The organism is Roseburia sp. 499, assembly GCF_001940225.2.
Lineage (GTDB): Bacteria > Bacillota > Clostridia > Lachnospirales > Lachnospiraceae > Petralouisia.
Genome location: NZ_CP135164.1, coordinates 1,267,817 through 1,284,341, shown reverse-complemented (window position 1 = coordinate 1,284,341; position 16,525 = coordinate 1,267,817). Strand labels below are relative to the sequence as shown.

The 16,525-nt window shown below is 36.6% G+C and carries 19 protein-coding genes; 1 reads left to right on the top strand and 18 read right to left on the bottom strand.

Going from position 1 to position 16,525, the window contains the following annotated elements; all coding sequences use genetic code 11:
• Positions 1–25: 25 nt before the first annotated feature.
• The 18 genes from BIV20_RS06390 to BIV20_RS06305 all read right to left on the bottom strand — a co-directional run bounded on the left by BIV20_RS06390 (position 26) and on the right by BIV20_RS06305 (position 15,671).
• Positions 26–742, bottom strand: a complete 717-nt coding sequence (locus BIV20_RS06390; protein ID WP_075719238.1) for a DNA alkylation repair protein — start codon at positions 740–742, stop codon at positions 26–28.
• A gap of 31 nt (positions 743–773) precedes the next feature.
• Positions 774–1,223 carry a GNAT family N-acetyltransferase gene (locus BIV20_RS06385; RefSeq protein ID WP_143524512.1) on the bottom strand — a complete coding sequence of 150 codons (450 nt, stop codon included), beginning with the start codon at positions 1,221–1,223 and terminating at the stop codon, positions 774–776.
• 20 nt (positions 1,224–1,243) lie between these two features.
• A complete protein-coding gene (locus BIV20_RS06380) occupies positions 1,244–1,786 on the bottom strand; it encodes a uridine kinase (protein WP_278335663.1) in 543 nt (180 codons plus the stop codon).
• A gap of 194 nt (positions 1,787–1,980) precedes the next feature.
• Positions 1,981–3,306, bottom strand: coding sequence for an IS1380 family transposase (locus BIV20_RS06375; protein WP_075717874.1), 1,326 nt, complete (start codon positions 3,304–3,306; stop codon positions 1,981–1,983).
• A 280-nt stretch (positions 3,307–3,586) separates the two neighbouring features.
• A complete protein-coding gene (locus BIV20_RS06370; protein WP_075719234.1) occupies positions 3,587–4,336 on the bottom strand; it encodes a LytR/AlgR family response regulator transcription factor in 750 nt (249 codons plus the stop codon).
• A 280-nt stretch (positions 4,337–4,616) separates the two neighbouring features.
• Positions 4,617–5,939 carry a transposase family protein gene (locus tag BIV20_RS06365; RefSeq protein WP_075719895.1) on the bottom strand — a complete coding sequence of 441 codons (1,323 nt, stop codon included), beginning with the start codon at positions 5,937–5,939 and terminating at the stop codon, positions 4,617–4,619.
• A 113-nt stretch (positions 5,940–6,052) separates the two neighbouring features.
• A complete protein-coding gene (locus BIV20_RS06360; RefSeq protein WP_075719158.1) occupies positions 6,053–6,886 on the bottom strand; it encodes a DUF6179 domain-containing protein in 834 nt (277 codons plus the stop codon).
• The gene (locus BIV20_RS06355; protein WP_075719156.1) at positions 6,879–7,361 is read right to left on the bottom strand and encodes a DUF6323 family protein; all 483 of its coding nucleotides are present in this window, start codon (positions 7,359–7,361) and stop codon (positions 6,879–6,881) included. The genes BIV20_RS06360 and BIV20_RS06355 overlap by 8 nt, the downstream gene beginning before the upstream one ends.
• A 252-nt stretch (positions 7,362–7,613) precedes the next feature.
• Positions 7,614–8,063, bottom strand: a complete 450-nt coding sequence (locus BIV20_RS06350) for an Hsp20/alpha crystallin family protein (protein WP_075719154.1) — start codon at positions 8,061–8,063, stop codon at positions 7,614–7,616.
• A gap of 52 nt (positions 8,064–8,115) precedes the next feature.
• A complete protein-coding gene (locus BIV20_RS06345; protein WP_075719152.1) occupies positions 8,116–8,466 on the bottom strand; it encodes an Hsp20/alpha crystallin family protein in 351 nt (116 codons plus the stop codon).
• Positions 8,467–8,602: 136 nt separating this feature from the next.
• A complete protein-coding gene (locus BIV20_RS06340; protein ID WP_075719150.1) occupies positions 8,603–9,253 on the bottom strand; it encodes a DUF6796 family protein in 651 nt (216 codons plus the stop codon).
• A gap of 13 nt (positions 9,254–9,266) precedes the next feature.
• On the bottom strand, positions 9,267–9,860 hold the full coding sequence (locus BIV20_RS06335; RefSeq protein WP_075719148.1) for a TetR/AcrR family transcriptional regulator: 594 nt from the start codon (positions 9,858–9,860) through the stop codon (positions 9,267–9,269).
• Between the two features lie 90 nt (positions 9,861–9,950).
• A complete protein-coding gene (locus tag BIV20_RS06330) occupies positions 9,951–11,270 on the bottom strand; it encodes a replication-associated recombination protein A (protein ID WP_075719146.1) in 1,320 nt (439 codons plus the stop codon).
• Positions 11,271–11,359: 89 nt separating this feature from the next.
• Positions 11,360–12,127, bottom strand: coding sequence for an SDR family NAD(P)-dependent oxidoreductase (locus BIV20_RS06325; RefSeq protein WP_075719144.1), 768 nt, complete (start codon positions 12,125–12,127; stop codon positions 11,360–11,362).
• A 38-nt stretch (positions 12,128–12,165) separates the two neighbouring features.
• A complete protein-coding gene (locus tag BIV20_RS06320; RefSeq protein ID WP_075719142.1) occupies positions 12,166–12,810 on the bottom strand; it encodes a Crp/Fnr family transcriptional regulator in 645 nt (214 codons plus the stop codon).
• A gap of 34 nt (positions 12,811–12,844) precedes the next feature.
• Complete coding sequence (locus tag BIV20_RS06315; protein WP_075719140.1) at positions 12,845–13,816, bottom strand: carcinine hydrolase/isopenicillin-N N-acyltransferase family protein; 972 nt, start codon at positions 13,814–13,816, stop codon at positions 12,845–12,847.
• An 11-nt stretch (positions 13,817–13,827) separates the two neighbouring features.
• Positions 13,828–14,409, bottom strand: a complete 582-nt coding sequence (locus BIV20_RS06310; RefSeq protein WP_075719138.1) for a helix-turn-helix domain-containing protein — start codon at positions 14,407–14,409, stop codon at positions 13,828–13,830.
• Positions 14,410–14,510: 101 nt separating this feature from the next.
• Positions 14,511–15,671, bottom strand: coding sequence for an alpha/beta hydrolase (locus tag BIV20_RS06305; RefSeq protein ID WP_075719136.1), 1,161 nt, complete (start codon positions 15,669–15,671; stop codon positions 14,511–14,513).
• Between the two features lie 97 nt (positions 15,672–15,768).
• Here BIV20_RS06305 and BIV20_RS06300 point away from each other — a divergent pair, with 97 nt between their 5' ends.
• Entirely contained in the window at positions 15,769–16,518 is a 750-nt protein-coding gene (locus tag BIV20_RS06300; protein ID WP_075719134.1) for a helix-turn-helix domain-containing protein, read from the top strand.
• The last annotated feature ends 7 nt before the right edge of the window (positions 16,519–16,525 follow it).

The following is a 16,525-nucleotide window of genomic DNA, read 5'->3' as shown; positions in this document are numbered from 1 at the left end:
CATTTAAATTCTGCACTAATAGAAACTATGATATCGTGCTTCCCATTTTGGTCTTAGTGGAAATCAGACGTGTTCTTCCTTCCACCTTAACGACATTTTCTAATTCTTTCATAGCATCTTTAGCAATCCATACTTGTACTTTATTTCCATTTTCCTTTAAATCATGGGCTAATAATAATGCTTTCTCGTTATAGCTAAAATCTATTTTCCCTATTTCCCTTAATGCCCACGAAACCGCCTTTTTAATATGTTCATGTTCGCTATCCGAATTTTCTCGTACTAACTTCAGATATGTATCCAGAACATCATTTGATAATTTTTTATCATGTATCGCAGATGATGCTATTAAGGTAAACGAAGCACGTTTTTCGTATACATGAGGAGAAGTAATCCACTCAAATATAAAATCCTGATAATCTTTCATCTTAATAATTAAGTTCTTGCACAAATGATCACATAAATCCCATGAAATAACATCTGACATAAGCCTTTTTATATCAGAATGGGTTATGTCTTTGCGGTCGAATAATAGAACTGCAAGCAGCCTGGCTTCATGGTAACCGGTATTCCATAACTCAAATCCCAATTCCGTAGACTTACCTATTTTCTTAGCAATACTTCTTACTATAGTTGTGGAAACTCCTATACTATATTCTTCCGGTATTCCCATTTTTACAACATTTGCCTTATACTTTTCAGATGACTCTGATTTTAATTCCTCAATAATTTCTTTACTGTTCATAATTATTTCTCCATTACTTCCTCAACTATTTCTAGCATTCTTTAATAAAGGAAACATGTTCTGTTAATTCAACAAACCCCTTCTTCTTGTAAAAACTATACGCCGGAACAGTTCTCTCTGTTTGTAGGAAAATATGAGTAATTCCTTTTGACTTTATATATCCTTCAATCGCTTTCAGAAATTGTGTTCCGAGACCTCTTCCCTGTTCTTCCCTTTTAATGCAAAGTTCCTCAATGTAATACTCTGTTCCGGTATACCAATGCTTTATATTTCCCATGGCAAGTCCAACCATGACATTGTCTTCAAATAATCCAAGTGCCAAGGAGTTTTTATTTCCTATCAAATCCATGATATATGCATGAAGTTGTTCCTGATTACTCCAATCATCATTCCATGGTTCTTTTGTAAAAATCTCTACAAAAAATGTTTTAATTTCTTCAATAACATCAACATGAAGTTCTCTTAATTCTATTCGTTCCATTCTATTCCTCCTGTTGTTTCTTATTCACCTATTACAAAATCAGCATTGTTTTTAGGCTGGTATTCTTCTATATACCTATGCTCGGCTGGGAAATACCTATTTTGATATTTATCAATGATTTGTTGCTCATCACCAATATAGGTATCTCTTTTTATCACTCTGTTAAGTCTGACTTTCTCCGGAATATCAAGATATATCATATAATCAAATACATTTTCGAATTCTTTTTTTTGAAGAAATATTCCTTCTACAATCACAATGGTATTTTTCCCCACATCAAAACGCCGATGAAAATATGTATCTTTGTCTTTATCATATAACTCAATGTCAATATAATCTTTCTTGTTATTTTTGATTTCCTTTATTACCTCCGAAAAATAATCAAATCTCCATTGTAAGTCATAATAACATTGCCACTCAGGATATGCAGAATCGTATCTTACTTCCCGCACCTTGGTGAACTCATCAATATGAAGTAAAAGTGTATGATAATTGTTGTCTATAAATTTCTGACATATCTTTTCAGATATTGTACTCTTCCCCGCGCCACCAAGACCATCAATACCTATTATTGAAATATTTTTTGTATCAACCCTGAATTATTCACGGATCAGTATCTGAACCAATAAATTTACCGTGAATCAAAAAATCTAATCCTTGCCGTAACAACTTCTCTCAAATCACCTGCAAAAGGGTATAAAATACCTATGGAAAATTTCAGAGCAGTTATCGAGCTGTCAAGGTTCGTTAATAGTTGCTATTCCAGCTGTATACTAAGCTTGCTGATATTTGACAGAGTTTCATAAAACTCATTCTTGTAAGGACAGCTACTACACAGCTTGAATGTTATATATCTTGCTGAATGAACTGCTTTCGCAGCAATCTTCAGCAGTTTTAAACGGACGGTATCAATGCGTTGCTTTCGCATATTTGCTGATAACGCCAATCGTCTAAACCAATTAAATATGTTATACGCAAGAGCGTGTACCTGAAGCCTGTTGGCATTTACCATTCTGGTATGACTGCTTACGGAAGCGAAATCAAAACCGGATTTGCTTTCTTTGATGAAGTTTTCCATCAGTCCTCTTTTGCAGTAAAATTTGATGAGATACTCTGGTGAGGAATCCATGTTTGTGACAATAAATGTGTACATGTAAATCATCTGGTTCTCTGGCTTTTCAACCTTGCAGACCACGCGCCTTTCATAAGGCCATGAACCTGCTTTGTACATGAATTCACCATAAACTACCGCATAATCAACTTTGTTATTCCTTGTTATCTCATCAAGTTCATCCACAAGATGGGATGCTTTTTCACGGAGAATTCCATTCTCTTTCAGCCGGATAACATAGCTTGTGCCATTTTCCTCACACTGCGTATAAAGATCAGGCGTAGCGAAACCGCTGTCACCACGAAGCAGAATACGGATTGCCGGATAATCGTTCAGGTATTCATCAAGTATCGGCTGCAGGAAGTCAACCACTCCGGTACAGGAATACTGTGTTCCATCACGAAGCTGGATTTTAATCAGATCCCCGGTCATTCCATCATAACAGACAAGCGGATGGTATCCATTACTCTGATAGTGGAAGTTAAAGGCTTTTCCTTCCTGTTTACCATATGCATCAAGAAGAGTGGAATCAAGATCCAGAATAACAGCCTGTGGCATCTGGATACTGTAGATTTTCTTTCTCAGCATTCTGCCAATAGTAAGGAACTGGTTTAAGGTATCTTCATCCGTACGGTTAAAAAATCTTGATACCGTAGGTTGTGATGCAAGGGCATCTTTTTCAAGTACAGACTTGAATACAGGATCATTTGTAAGTTCATCGGAAGCATCATCTTCGAAATAACCGGCAATGATCATATATATCATCTGGAGCAGATTTTTCTGATCCGTATGATATCTGAATAATGCAGAATCATTGGTCTTGAAAGCTTTGTCAAAAAGCTTATCAATACCAAGTTTGCTTACGAATTCTTTGATAAGAAGTAAGCCTGCATCGGAGGACAAATCACCTCCGTCAAAATTTATTTTAATTTGTCTATTGCTTTCAAGAGATAAGGTGTTTACAATACTCATAAAGGGCTCCTTTTGGGTTATGATTTAAGATTCGACACCTTAATTTTACCACATTTGGATGCTCTTTTTTTATTCACTTAATAAGTGAAAAGCAATATTCAGTTAAAATACAGTAACAATGTGGCTTTCAGCCACTTTCACGGCACAACCGTGAATAAATCAGGATAAACTTCTAAAATTCCTGATACTAGCCAAAAAAATTCCTGCATATGCCCCTCCTATCTTTTTTCCCATTATATCACTTTGCCTTTATTCAAAAATAATATGGAAGAAATAACCTCTAACTTGTCCTTCTTCTGTATTTTCTGCTAAAAAACTCTGAAAAAGCATGGTGAAATTTCTCCCGACAGGAACGGCTAATATTAATTCCTTCTCCATTTTCCAACAACAATTCCATATTATCTACTGCCCTCACTCTTTTCAGATTCACCAGATAACTGGAATGCGGCTTTGCAAATCCTTCCGACAGTAGTTCCTTCTCTAATTCTTCCAACTTTTCCCGAATCACAAGATCTGTGACCTTCCCATATAATGCTGCATCTGCCGCAAGCACTACTTTAGTTCCCCGTTTTAGTTTACCAAGATATAAGATTTCCTCTGCTTCTAATAATATTGCTTTGCCGTCCTGGGTTACTTCCAACCGTTTTTTATAACTGCGACGTTTCATCTCTATCAATAACTCATCTACTGCCTGCATTATTTTTTCATCTGAATAATCTTTTAAAAGATAACGGTAAGGCTGAACATTGAAATGTTCCGGACTTGGCATACACACAGAAGAACAAAATGCCAGCACCGCCTGACTATTATAGGTACGCAGTTCCATGGCAGTCTCATATCCATCCATTCCAGTCATCTGCATGTCCAAAATCATCAAATCAACTGCCTCTTTTCCCGCTTCTAAAAAATCAACACCGGAAGAATATGTACTGATTTTCATACTATTCTCATACTCTCTACTTGATTGAACAAAATCCACGAACCGCTTCAAATCCTCTGTATTATCGTCACATATTACTATATGATACATTCCTTATTTCCTCCTTGTGAAACACTTTATCCTTTGTTTCACAATTACTATTTTATAGTACCAGTGTCATAATATCAATCAAATTGTATTGTTACCAGCATTGAAAGGTAAATTTGTTTTATAGCCTACCATTTCCGTAAAATGCTTATCTTCGACATTTCGTGTGAAAATGTCTTAAGTTATCCACATTGCATACTTACACAAATTCCTGTCAAAAAAAATTGTGAATAAATTTTGCATTTTCCTCTTGGCAGGCATCACCTTCTTTGCTACAATTAATTCAGTTTTGAACTGAGTTATTCAGTTGAACTGGTATATCTTCTGTTTCTGTTAGTTGCCGTCCAAAGCTGGCTAACAATTCAGGAGATATATTTTTTTGCAGCTTTTTTATTCCATTTTTTTCAAGATAGAAATACTCATATAGCTGCTTCACAAAATCCGCTATCTGTTCCATCAGATAGTGATTCTTCTGTGCCCGCTCATTCCAACTACATGCGTGCTCTATATCTCCCTGCCAATGCTTCTGGCGGTTAAATCCCTGATTTTCTATTTTCCATCTGTTACGTCCGGCACGTACGATTTTTTTTGCATTACTTTTCGTAATCTCGATGCTTGTAATCCAGGCAAACTCTCTTTCTTTCTCTTCACCTTTTACAATCCACCTTTCCCGATAATAGATTAGATTCACGTCAAAGTCATTGAACATGATTTTATTCTGATACTCTATATCAGTTCCAATTGTTTCTTTTTCCGGAAGTGCACGGTATTCTTTAGCTATTGATGAAGCGCAGCCTTCTTTATATCGGATAATGTAATCCCAATGATAATCTTTACATATCTGTAAAACTGTTTTTGTAACATACAGTCCATCTGCCGTAATGATAATTGGCAGCCTCGGGAATTTCTGTTTGATTTTGGCAGCAAGTCTTACAAAAGCTTTACTTTCGCAATCCTGTTTTACTGCTTCATCACTTTGATTTATATATTTCTCCGAATTTTCTATTGTTTCTGATGCAATACTGCATACAAGATTTTCTCCAAAGTATATTTTTGCCTCAAGTATGCTTCTGTGATACTTAATGTACTCTTTATCTGAGCCTCTGTTGTAACACCGGCTCAGATAATGCTCATTCTTCTTTTGGTATCCTTCGTCCAATTCGGTTGCATCTACAATAATCTGCCATTTCTTTAACACCTTGGCATTATCAAAGGTCTTTCGACGAATCATGGAATATACGATATTCTGCTGAACATTCTCTAACTCCCTTGGATCTAATCTTTCCAGAAATTCATTTTCTGTCACACCATGGGGCATATAATCTTTTACTTCTTCTCCCATGAATCTGTATAAATTTCTGCAGATTTTCTCATCATTAAAGGTTCTTGTCATTTCCTGCATGCTCGAAATCCCTGCAATACTTTTATAGTACATAGTTCCAAGCATGACTCTTGAAGAATAATCAATGTAACTCTGATTACGGGGATCTTTTACTCTGCCGAACATCGAAAATAGTTCCGGACAAAATCTGTTCTGAATCTTATTACATTCAGCAATGGGATTGTTTTCAAGTTTCTTTCTGATTCTTTCCTGCTCTCGGCTCATTTTGCACCTCTGCGATAAAGTTTTTCTTCTATTTTACCTTATTACAGAGAAAACCACAGTAATTTCATATGATTTAGTGCGAATTATTTTTACCTTTCAATGCTGTATTGTTACTATAACACAATCACTTTCGGTAGATTTTGGGTTTGTGCTGCAAGATACATCTCTGTTGCAAAGTCTTTGAGGTCCTCTTTCAGATAAAGTTGCATCAATAGGTTTCCCTCGTACTTTTCCCGGATTAGACTTTCCAATAAATTCACAAGTCTCGTTTCTAGCCAGGCTTTGTCATGTGCCTGAATAATCTCCTGTAACCTTATATAATCCTCATCAGAAGCAACCATCCCTAATTTTTGTCCGGTTATCATATGCCCTAAAATATGGCGCAAAATAATACTGCAAATATTGTAAAACTGCTTTTTGTAGCTTTTTTGAAATCTATATAGTATTTCACATACATAATTCTCCGGCAATGCTCCCATAAATCTTTGTTCATAAGAAATGTATTCCACATATTTTTCAATGGCATCTATTCCGGTAACTCCTTTCATTGGGCAGATTGTGGGATAATCCATTGTAATAATAGTTTCCTGCGGCGCAAACCAAATATCATAATATCGAAAAAATCCCGGAATCCCTTTGGTTACCGTATCATTATAATTCTCATTGCCAAAGGAATTAAAATCTATAATCATTTTATTATAGGCGGTCTGGGTCCTTTTCACTTTTTCCTTTAGCTTTTCACACCCAAAATAATACGCATCTTTTGCAGACAATTTTTCTGCACTGATTAACTGATTGTCATCCTCACACTGATGAATACAGTAAATAACTGCCTCCATGAGCTGTCTCGCCCTTTCATAAGAAATAGAGGTACTTTCCTTTGAAGTGTATTTTTCTGTAAGCTCTGCAACAAGGGGTAAGAGCTCTTCCATTTCATAATTATTCATCTTCTTTCTCTCCTCCCCTTATTTTATAGTTCTTTCCGAAGAAAAAATTTCCTTCTCTTCTAATATTTCTGGCAAATCCTTCCAACACTGTTTCCTCTAAAAATTCCAAAGAGCCTTCACATTCCCCTTCAAAAGCCTCTTTCATATAATCAAGCAACTCATCATCTGTTAATTCATCCATAGACTCATTTTTGTATAGATAAAAAATCTCCTGCAATCTGGTGATTGTCTCCACATAATTTTCCTGATAAATATAAGGCGAATCGCAAAAAGTAAAAATCAGCTTCGGCAGTATTCCTTCTCCAAATTCTACACGCTGCTGTTCTCTTAAGTTTTCTTGCCTCCTTTCTACTAACAACTTTGCTTCTTCCTCAGTAAGTGCAAGCCCAAACTTCTCCGTTTTTTGATTCATATCAATTACTTTTTGAAGCTGATTTTTTCCCGACAATAGCTCTAACCAATCCTTTTCTTCCATTTCGTTACCTTCCCTTCTGCATATGGTTTTTCGATTATACAGCGTTCACGGATTGATTAGTAGTCTTGAAATTTTAGCGATTTTGTGGTAATATAACATATGAAAAGAGGAAAGAAATCCTAAATTTTTAAGATTTCTTTCCTCTTTTTATTTACGCGAGTAGCGATGAGAATGCCATGCTTGCATGGGCATTCGAGGAGCACCGCGATAACGAGTGAAACTCGCAAAGCGTGTTTCATCTCGTTCTACTTATTATTCAATAGCGATATATTTCTGTTCTTCGACTGCATTTGCTTCTTTCTTCGGAATCGTCAGTTTCAAAACACCATCCTCGAATCCGGCATGAATATCATTCTGAGTAATATTTTCACCGACATAGAAACTTCTCTGGCAATGTCCCATGTAACGCTCCCTGCGGACAAACTTACCATTTTCATCCTTCTGATCATTTTCTTCTTTGTGTTCCGCAGAAATAGTCAGATATCCATTTTTCAGATTTGCCTTTAAATCTTCCTTCTGATACCCCGGCAGTTCCATTTCCATCTGGTAATGGTCACCCATATCCTGCACATCAGTACACATCAGACCGCCTGCACTGGCATGTTCATACGGTGTACGAAACATCTCTTGAAACATATCATCAAATGAATCATTGAAAAAATCATCTACAAAACTTCTTCCCAAAATACTAGGTGCTAACATACGTCATTCCTCCTTAAACTCTATAAAATTCTATTTCTAAATTGTTACTATTTTATGCTATCTGAATGTTTCCTGCATTATCTTCCAAATGCTTTGGTATCTTTGGAATCTGAATTCTCAAAACACCGAATCGATAAGATGCCTTCAAATCCTCCTGTGAAATTCCTGTGCCAATATAAAAGCTTCTCTGATAGTTACCAAAATATCGTTCCTGACGAATCCACTTGTGATTTTCTTTGTTCTTTTCCCTTTCTCGGAATGCAGATACAATCAGGTATCCATTCTGGATATATGCCTTTATGTCTTCTTTTCGAAATCCGGGAAGGTCAATTTCCAACACATATTTATCATCCCTTTCCCTTATATCACTTTTCATTGGATAATGTTTTCCTGGTGCCATCATAGGTCCTTCCTCCTTTTCCTTTGTTCTAGTTGTACTATAACACTTGTTATTAGCACTGTCAAGAGGCGAGTGCTAATAAAATTGTGAAAAAAGTGTGACCGTTTCATTCTTACTGTAAAGTAATCCCCTCTCCCAACTAAATCAGCATCAATGCTAATACTCCATACATTGCAAGTCCAAGACTTGCTGCACAGCAACTTGGCGCATCAACGAAAATCTTGAGTCCGGTTGCTCTAAATAAAAGACCTATTAGTTGAAAACACAAGGGATTAAGAATGATACACCACAATGGCAGTTCTAAGATTCCAAAAGCAATAAGTCCCATAACTATAAATGCAGGAACAATAACTAACATAGAATACAATACAAAGAACGGAACATATATCTGTCGAAATACTCCTTCAATTACATCCTCAGCTATTTCAAAATCTGCCTTCTCTATTATCTTCTGATATATCGTAGGCATCATACACAGAAATGTGTGAATCATAAATCCCCCCATTGCCCCACACAAAAACATGATTGTCATTCCCATTGCCAGTTCAACTTTTACCTTATATAGCTGCATCATAAGTGCCACGAAGCCACATGAATACATAGGAACAGCAAACATCGCAAGAATATCTGACCATACAAATCTTCCATGAGACATTACTTTCCACTTACTGTCTATCATTTTCATTTTTCCAAGCTTCTGATTATCGTCCCCTTTTAAATCCAAAAGCAAATCTGCCACTGCACATAACATTCCGCCTATGATACCTATAATTGCGAATACCTTTATCATCACCATCGTCTCCTTACATTTCAAAAATTGAATCAATTAATAAATCAACCATTATATCCATGGTTCTCTCAACCCCTGATTCATGTAGCATCTCTTTTTGCTCATAGGAAAGAACAATAATCTTAATGATATTTGCAATAACCGCATAATCGAGGTTTTTCTTTACACCATCCATCATAGATGTAATGAACTCAATAACACGCTTTTCTTTCTCCAAGTCTACAAAAGGAACCCCTCTTTTTTCGTACATTTTCTTAAGGGCAGCCTCGTCTTCAGAAGAAAAATTCTGATAAATATTATCTGCATCCATTACCATCTTTCGCACTATTGCCTTGCTTTCTTCAATAGAGTATCTCTCTCTCCCCTGTAAACCAGCCTGCAAATCTTCTAACAGTTGTTTCCTGTTGTCAGCCAGCATATCTTCTACAAATTCCTCTTTTGATGGATAAAAACTATAAAATGTACTTTTCCCTATTCCAACTGCATTCGCAAGTTTGCTAATGGACATATGTATTAGCCCTTGCTCTTTTAACATTGGCATCCCCACTTCTTTCATTTTTTGTTTTATTTCTTTCTTTTCCTCTTCTGAAAATGTTCTCGTTCTCATTTTCTCCTCCATTTACGACCGTTTTATATTTTTGTTCGTATTTATGTTATACACCTTTACTTTTATTCTGTCAATGTAAGATTAAATTATCTATTTTTTCCTTTTCCACTCCCTTATCTCTTCTAGGCGCTCCTTTACTTGCCGTTCCGCTCCCTGACTGGTTGGACGATAATATCTTCGTTCTGCCAAGGCATCCGGCAAACACTGCATTCGCGTCAGCTTATTCTCATAATCGTGAGCATACTCGTATCCCTTTCCATAATCAAGTTCTTCCATCAGTTTGGTAGGTGCATTACAAATCTGAAGTGGTACCGGGTCAGTACGTCTGGTACGAATATCCTTCTTTGTTTCCTCACATGCCATATAAAGTGCATTTGACTTCGGTGCCATGGAAAGATAGGTTACCGCATGTGCCAGATTCACATCGCACTCAGGCATACCATTAAAATGACATGCCTGATATGCTGCTATTGCCACCTGTAAAGCTCCGCTATCTGCCATTCCTATATCTTCGCTGGCAAAACGTATCAGCCGCCTTGCAATATAAAGTGGATTCTCCCCACCCTCTAACATTCGCTGCATATAATATATTGCCGCATCCGGGTCGGAATTACGCATAGACTTATGCAGAGCTGAAATCAGGTTATAATGTTCTTCGCCGTTCTTATCATAGAGTAAAGATTTTCTGCTAATACACTGTTCCATCCCCTCATTTGTCACAGTAATAGAAGCATCTGCCGCAAGTTCCCCATTTAACACTGCCATTTCCAATGTATTTAGCGCTGTTCTCGCATCTCCATTTGCCACTTTTGCAATTGCCAGAATCTGTTCTTCTGTCATATGAACGTTCTGATTGCCAAAACCTGCCGGCGCTTTTAATGCATTTTTCAAAAGCTGCACCAAATTTTCCTCGGTAAGTGCCTTTAAGACAAACACTCTGCAACGAGATAAAAGCGCCGCATTAATCTCAAAAGAAGGATTCTCCGTAGTAGCACCGATAAGAAGAATACTTCCTTTCTCCACAAAGGGTAAAAAAGCATCTTGCTGCGCCTTGTTAAACCGATGTATCTCATCCACAAACATCACGGTACGAATCCCCATCTTTCTGGCATTCTCTGCCTGTGCCATAACTTCCTTTATTTCCTTAATCCCACTGGTAACTGCACTAAAATTAATAAAATCTGCCTTGGTATGACCGGCAATAATACTTGCAAGTGTTGTCTTCCCCACACCGGGCGGTCCCCAGAAAATCATGGAGGATATCTGGTCTCTTTCTATAAGCTGACGTAGCATCTTTCCCTGCCCCAAAAGATGCTCCTGCCCGATAAAATCATCCAGATTCTCCGGGCGAAGTCTGCTTGCCAAAGGTGCATATACTTTTCTATCATCAAATAAGGACATCTGTTCCATGTGAATTCTCCTTCCACTTTCTAGATGTCCTTATTGTACCAAACATTTGTTCTTTTTTCAATTTTTAATATAAAATTTCTTTTTCTCCACTATATTCCCCAAGTATTTTTTCCTACTCTTCCTGTTATTGCAACTCTTTTTTTCATTGACAGAATTTTTGGCATGAATGATTGTAGTTTTGACATCACTCCATCACACACAACTATCTTTTTCTTTGCAACAGCTCGCCATGTTGTATTCACTACATCTTCCGGTTTCCTTAATTCTCCTTTCATTCTTCCTATCTTATCAAAAAAATGAGTATCCGTTGCACCCGGACACACTGCTAAAAATTTGATTCCCATGTCTTTATATTCATAATACAATGCCTCCGTTAATGCCAACACATATGACTTTGTGGCTGAATAAACCGCACCATATGGCAATGGATTAAATGAGACTGCGGATGCAATATTTATGACCATCCCTTTCTTTTTCTCAACCATTTCATTTACATAGAAATATGATAGTTTTGTCAACGCCAGCATATTCACATTCATCTCATTTTCCATTGTTTCAAAATCGTCTTTATGAAATAACCCTTTGGTAGAAAAACCTGCATTATTTATAAGCATTTCTACAAATATATTATTACTTTGTGTTGTTCGAAAAACTTCTTCTGCCGCATTGGCATTGGATAAATCTGCCTTTATCACGGTTACTGTTATCTTATTTTTCTCTTCCAATTCCTTTTTTAACTGAAAAAGTTTTTCCTCATTTCTGGCAACTACAACCAAATTCTTTCCCTGACTTGCACATCTCTTAGCAAAACATTCACCAATACCTGATGATGCACCTGTTATTAATACTGCATTCATTTTCTTTCCTCTTTTCTATTATATTTGAATGCAATATATCATTTTGGAGAGCTTATTTCATTGTCATATGACAATAAATTATCTTTTTCTTTCAATGCTCTACTTAACGAACTAGGTGTAACTCCAATATATGAGGCAATATATTCCTGCTTCACACGGTTCGCTATATTCGGAAAATCTTCTACAAACTTTTTATATCTTTCCTCAGCATTTAGCATCAGGAGCTGATAATTTCTCTGCTCTTCCTTCAAAAAAGTCTCCATACACAGTTGGTTAAAAATCTTCTCACATCTATCTATTCTTTGAAATACCAATTCTAAATCTTTCACGGAAATTGCTGCCAATGCCATATCTTCTATTGCCTCTATCCGAAATTCATATGGTGTTCTTTTTATATAGTTATATACCCCACACCACATTCCTTCTGTGGCAAAGCATTTTGTACACTCTTTCCCATCCATATCAAAATATACGCCTCTGGCAATTCCTTCGGTTATAAGAAATATCTTATCTAGACTTTCATTCATATCAATAATCACTTGATTTTTCTTCACCTTCTCCATTTGAAACATACTTGCAATTTCAATGCTTTCATACTCAGAAAAACCATATTTATTTAAATACGAAATAATACGCTCTCGCATTTTCTCTCTATTCATTTCTGATATCTGTCTTACTTCCACTTCTTATACCTCTTTTCATTTTTCTTACGGCAACTTACAGCTTTCCCTCTTCTATTCTTGAAATATGCTCATCAAAAGAATCAATGACAAACTTTGCATTAGGTAAATTCAGAACCTGCAATACCAATGGATTCCCATAGAATTTTTCAATGTTTTTCCGATTCTCTTGTCTGCTGTATGGCTCCCATAAAAACTCATCCCTGTCATCCTCCAAGTCATAAAGTTTAGAAGCCGCATTTTCGCTAAAATCAATCTCCTCCAAATGAATTTCCTTAATCCTTCGCTTTTCATCCCGGAAATAAATTTTATTCGCTGTAAGATCATAGACAACACTCCAGACCGTATCCTTTCTCTCTGCTTTTTCCAAAATAGCAAAAGCAGAATCCACTGTCAAGGAATTTTCTTTTTCCAAGGCTTCCTTTACAATTTGAAAACGCATAAAGGAATTTTCTTCATACTCAGATGTGTTCTGCTTTTTTCCAAGGCAAAGTGCTTCATAACTGCTATTGGTAAGAATGGGTAACATTGTTTTTCCCTGAAACACCTTCTTGTCTCCATTTACAAATTCTACGATTGCCCGATTCCCCTTTTTATCCATGAGAAAATAGTGGAGCTTCGCCGACTGATTACTAATTGCAAAATCTGAAAATGCCTGAATCGCCTGTTCCACATCTGCACAGCAATCCAAAAGGTACTGAATGGCTTCCAGACAGCTGATATGTTCCTTTTCTGTGGTATCCGGATACAACGCAGCCGGAAAAGTTGCCTGCTCTACAATAAGTCCCTTCTCATTGATTCCACAGACAGGCATCCCCTTCCCCGATTGTGAGAAAGTCACACTTCCAAAATGAGATACCCATTCCAACTCTTTTTCGGGTGGAACAACCAGTGATTTTCTTTTTACCTTTCGTTTATTGGTAAACACCATTCCTCCATTTACAAAGCAATCATAATTCTTTGCCAAAAAATAACACTGCGGTTCTATACCGGTAAAAACTGTACACATACTTTCCTCTCCTATACCCTTACCTGAAACAATCCGTGTCTATTACAATATGCATAAATCAACCCATGCCCTTTTCGTGTAAACCTCACTGTCGCATCTTGCTCCGGATAGAGTTTTTTATATTCCATACAATCACTGGTCACATAGGCAATAAAAGAAATGTAATGTGTTTTTGTCATCGGATGCTTTACCATCACGCAGTATTCGCTCTCTACCATTTCCAGAATAATTTTGTGGTCTTCATCCGGTTCCTCCGGCTCTAACGCAGGAAGGGTGATGCCATGACAGCTATATACTCCCTTCCCTGTTGCTGCAATTACATTTCCGCATACAGGACATACATAAAACTGCTGTTTTTTCATATTTGCCTCACGATTTTCGTTCTCGGCAAGTTTTCCTGTAAGAAGTTCCGCAACGGAAATGCCAAGACTTCCGGACAATTCAGGTAAAATCCCGATGTCCGGAAGGCCTCTGCCTGTTTCCCACTTAGATATTGTCTTTTCGCTAACGCATAGAATTTCAGCCAATTCCTTCTGTGTCAACTTTTTCTTTTCCCGCAATTCTCTAATCACAGTTCCTGTTATATAGTTCATTATCCTTCATCCTCTTTTCTTTCACATTTAATCGTTACATGTATTGTAAAGGATTCACATCATGACTACAACCTACGGAACGTAGATTTATGACAGGTAATTTATAATCCTAAAAAATCTCTCACTTCTTTTTCATATAATTCGTGTTCGGTATCTTTCATTGCACAGTGACCGGAAATTTCTGAAATCACAATTTTTTTATTATTACTTTTGATTGTGTCATATATACGCTGTGGTTGCTCCATAGGCACAATATCATCCACCTCACTTGTCAAAATAAGAACCGGAATCGTTGTGTCAGCCACAAAATTCGCCACTTCTCCATCTTCAAATCCAAAACCATACATAAATTTCATAAAATCTTCACAGCTTTGCATCACATAGTCAACCTGATCTTTCTTAACATATCGATATAAGTTAGACTTCAGAATATCATACATACTCATAACCGGAGAATCAAAAATTACATAATCAACTTTTTCCTGTGCTTCCTTATTTCCAAGTATTAGTCCTGCACTTGTACCACCTGATGACTGACCAAGAACAACTATTTTCTTATCTGCTGAAATCTGTTCATCCACATAATTCACACAGTCCATAAGATCATATTGTTCCCATACTCCTAATGTATAGAAGAATCCATCGTTTTCACCGGAACTTCTCTGGTCATAAGTTAACACATTGTATCCTAAACTAAGATAAAATAATATATCTGTTTTCATACTGCGACGTGTTCCACTAATTCCATGAACCATGATAACTGTATCATTATCTTTGGAACCGGATTGCAAAATATAATCGGCAGTAATATGATGTCCATCCAGTTCAGACGTAAGAACTACATCCTCCATTGTATACGTTTCTTTCAATTCTGTTGTATAGGAAGGATATATCGGTGAATTTTTCTGTATATGAAACATTTGTGAAAGTGAAGATGTTGCACTTTCATACTCTTCTTCGCCATATTCCGCTATAAAAGCATCTTTTTGCTCCTGTGTAATTCTTAATGTCTCATCAACATAGGTATATTTTTCCGGAGAAGCTACTGTATCCGGAACAGTACATTCCTCTCCATCGAATGGCAAATCTGCCAACAGATAATCAGGCCTTATTTCTTCTGTCTCACTATCTTCCTCTGTTTCATCTACTGTATTTGTTTGCTCGGTCTGAACCGCCTCATCTGTCTTAGTTGAATTCGACGAACAGGCCGTTGCCGTTATACCAATACATAAACCAATAACTAATAATAACTTCTTTTTCATAAACTATCCTTTCTTGCATCTTTTTTATTTTCTTGTTACACTGTAAATATAAACCTTATAGTGCACTATAAAGTAAAGTTTTTTTGAAAGGAATTTTATGTACCATATAAAAGACATCGCTAAAGTCTGTGGCGTATCCACCCAGACCATAAGATATTATGAAAAAGAAGGCCTTATGCCACCCCCAAAAAGAGAATCTTCCTCAGATTACCGTATTTACGACGAAGAAGATATCACCCAGCTACTAAATATCGTACAACTTCGCTCCTTGGGATTTGGTATTTCAGAAATTAAAAAATATTTAAATCATACTTTTTCAAAAGAGGAAAAAATACACAGTCTCAAGAATATTATTGACATATGTAACATGCAGATTGCACTGATTCGAGGTGTCTTGGATACCAATGAATTCCCAGAAATCGTTGTACGAGAACGATATGATTTCTACGGAATTACTAAAACTCTGGACATTATAGACCCTACAGAAATTACAAATCATTTTAATGAAATAATATCCTATGCCAAAAGGCGGCATATCACACTGCAACAGCAGATAAGCTATATGGCCAGACATGATTATTCTACGGGAAAACTGACATTAATATTACCGGTCAATCCCTGTGAAGATGAACTTATCCTACATTATCCGAAAAGGAAAATTGTATCTGCTTATTATAATGGTTCCATTGAGAATTTTGGAACTATTATCAATCATATGAGAAAAATAAGCACCAAATGGGGATACCGGACAGAAGAAAATCCACTAGAACGTTATCTTCTTCCAATTAATCCGGTAAATCATCATTGTGTCGTGGAATTTCAACTTGAAATTCTAGATAACGTCTAGCGGATGC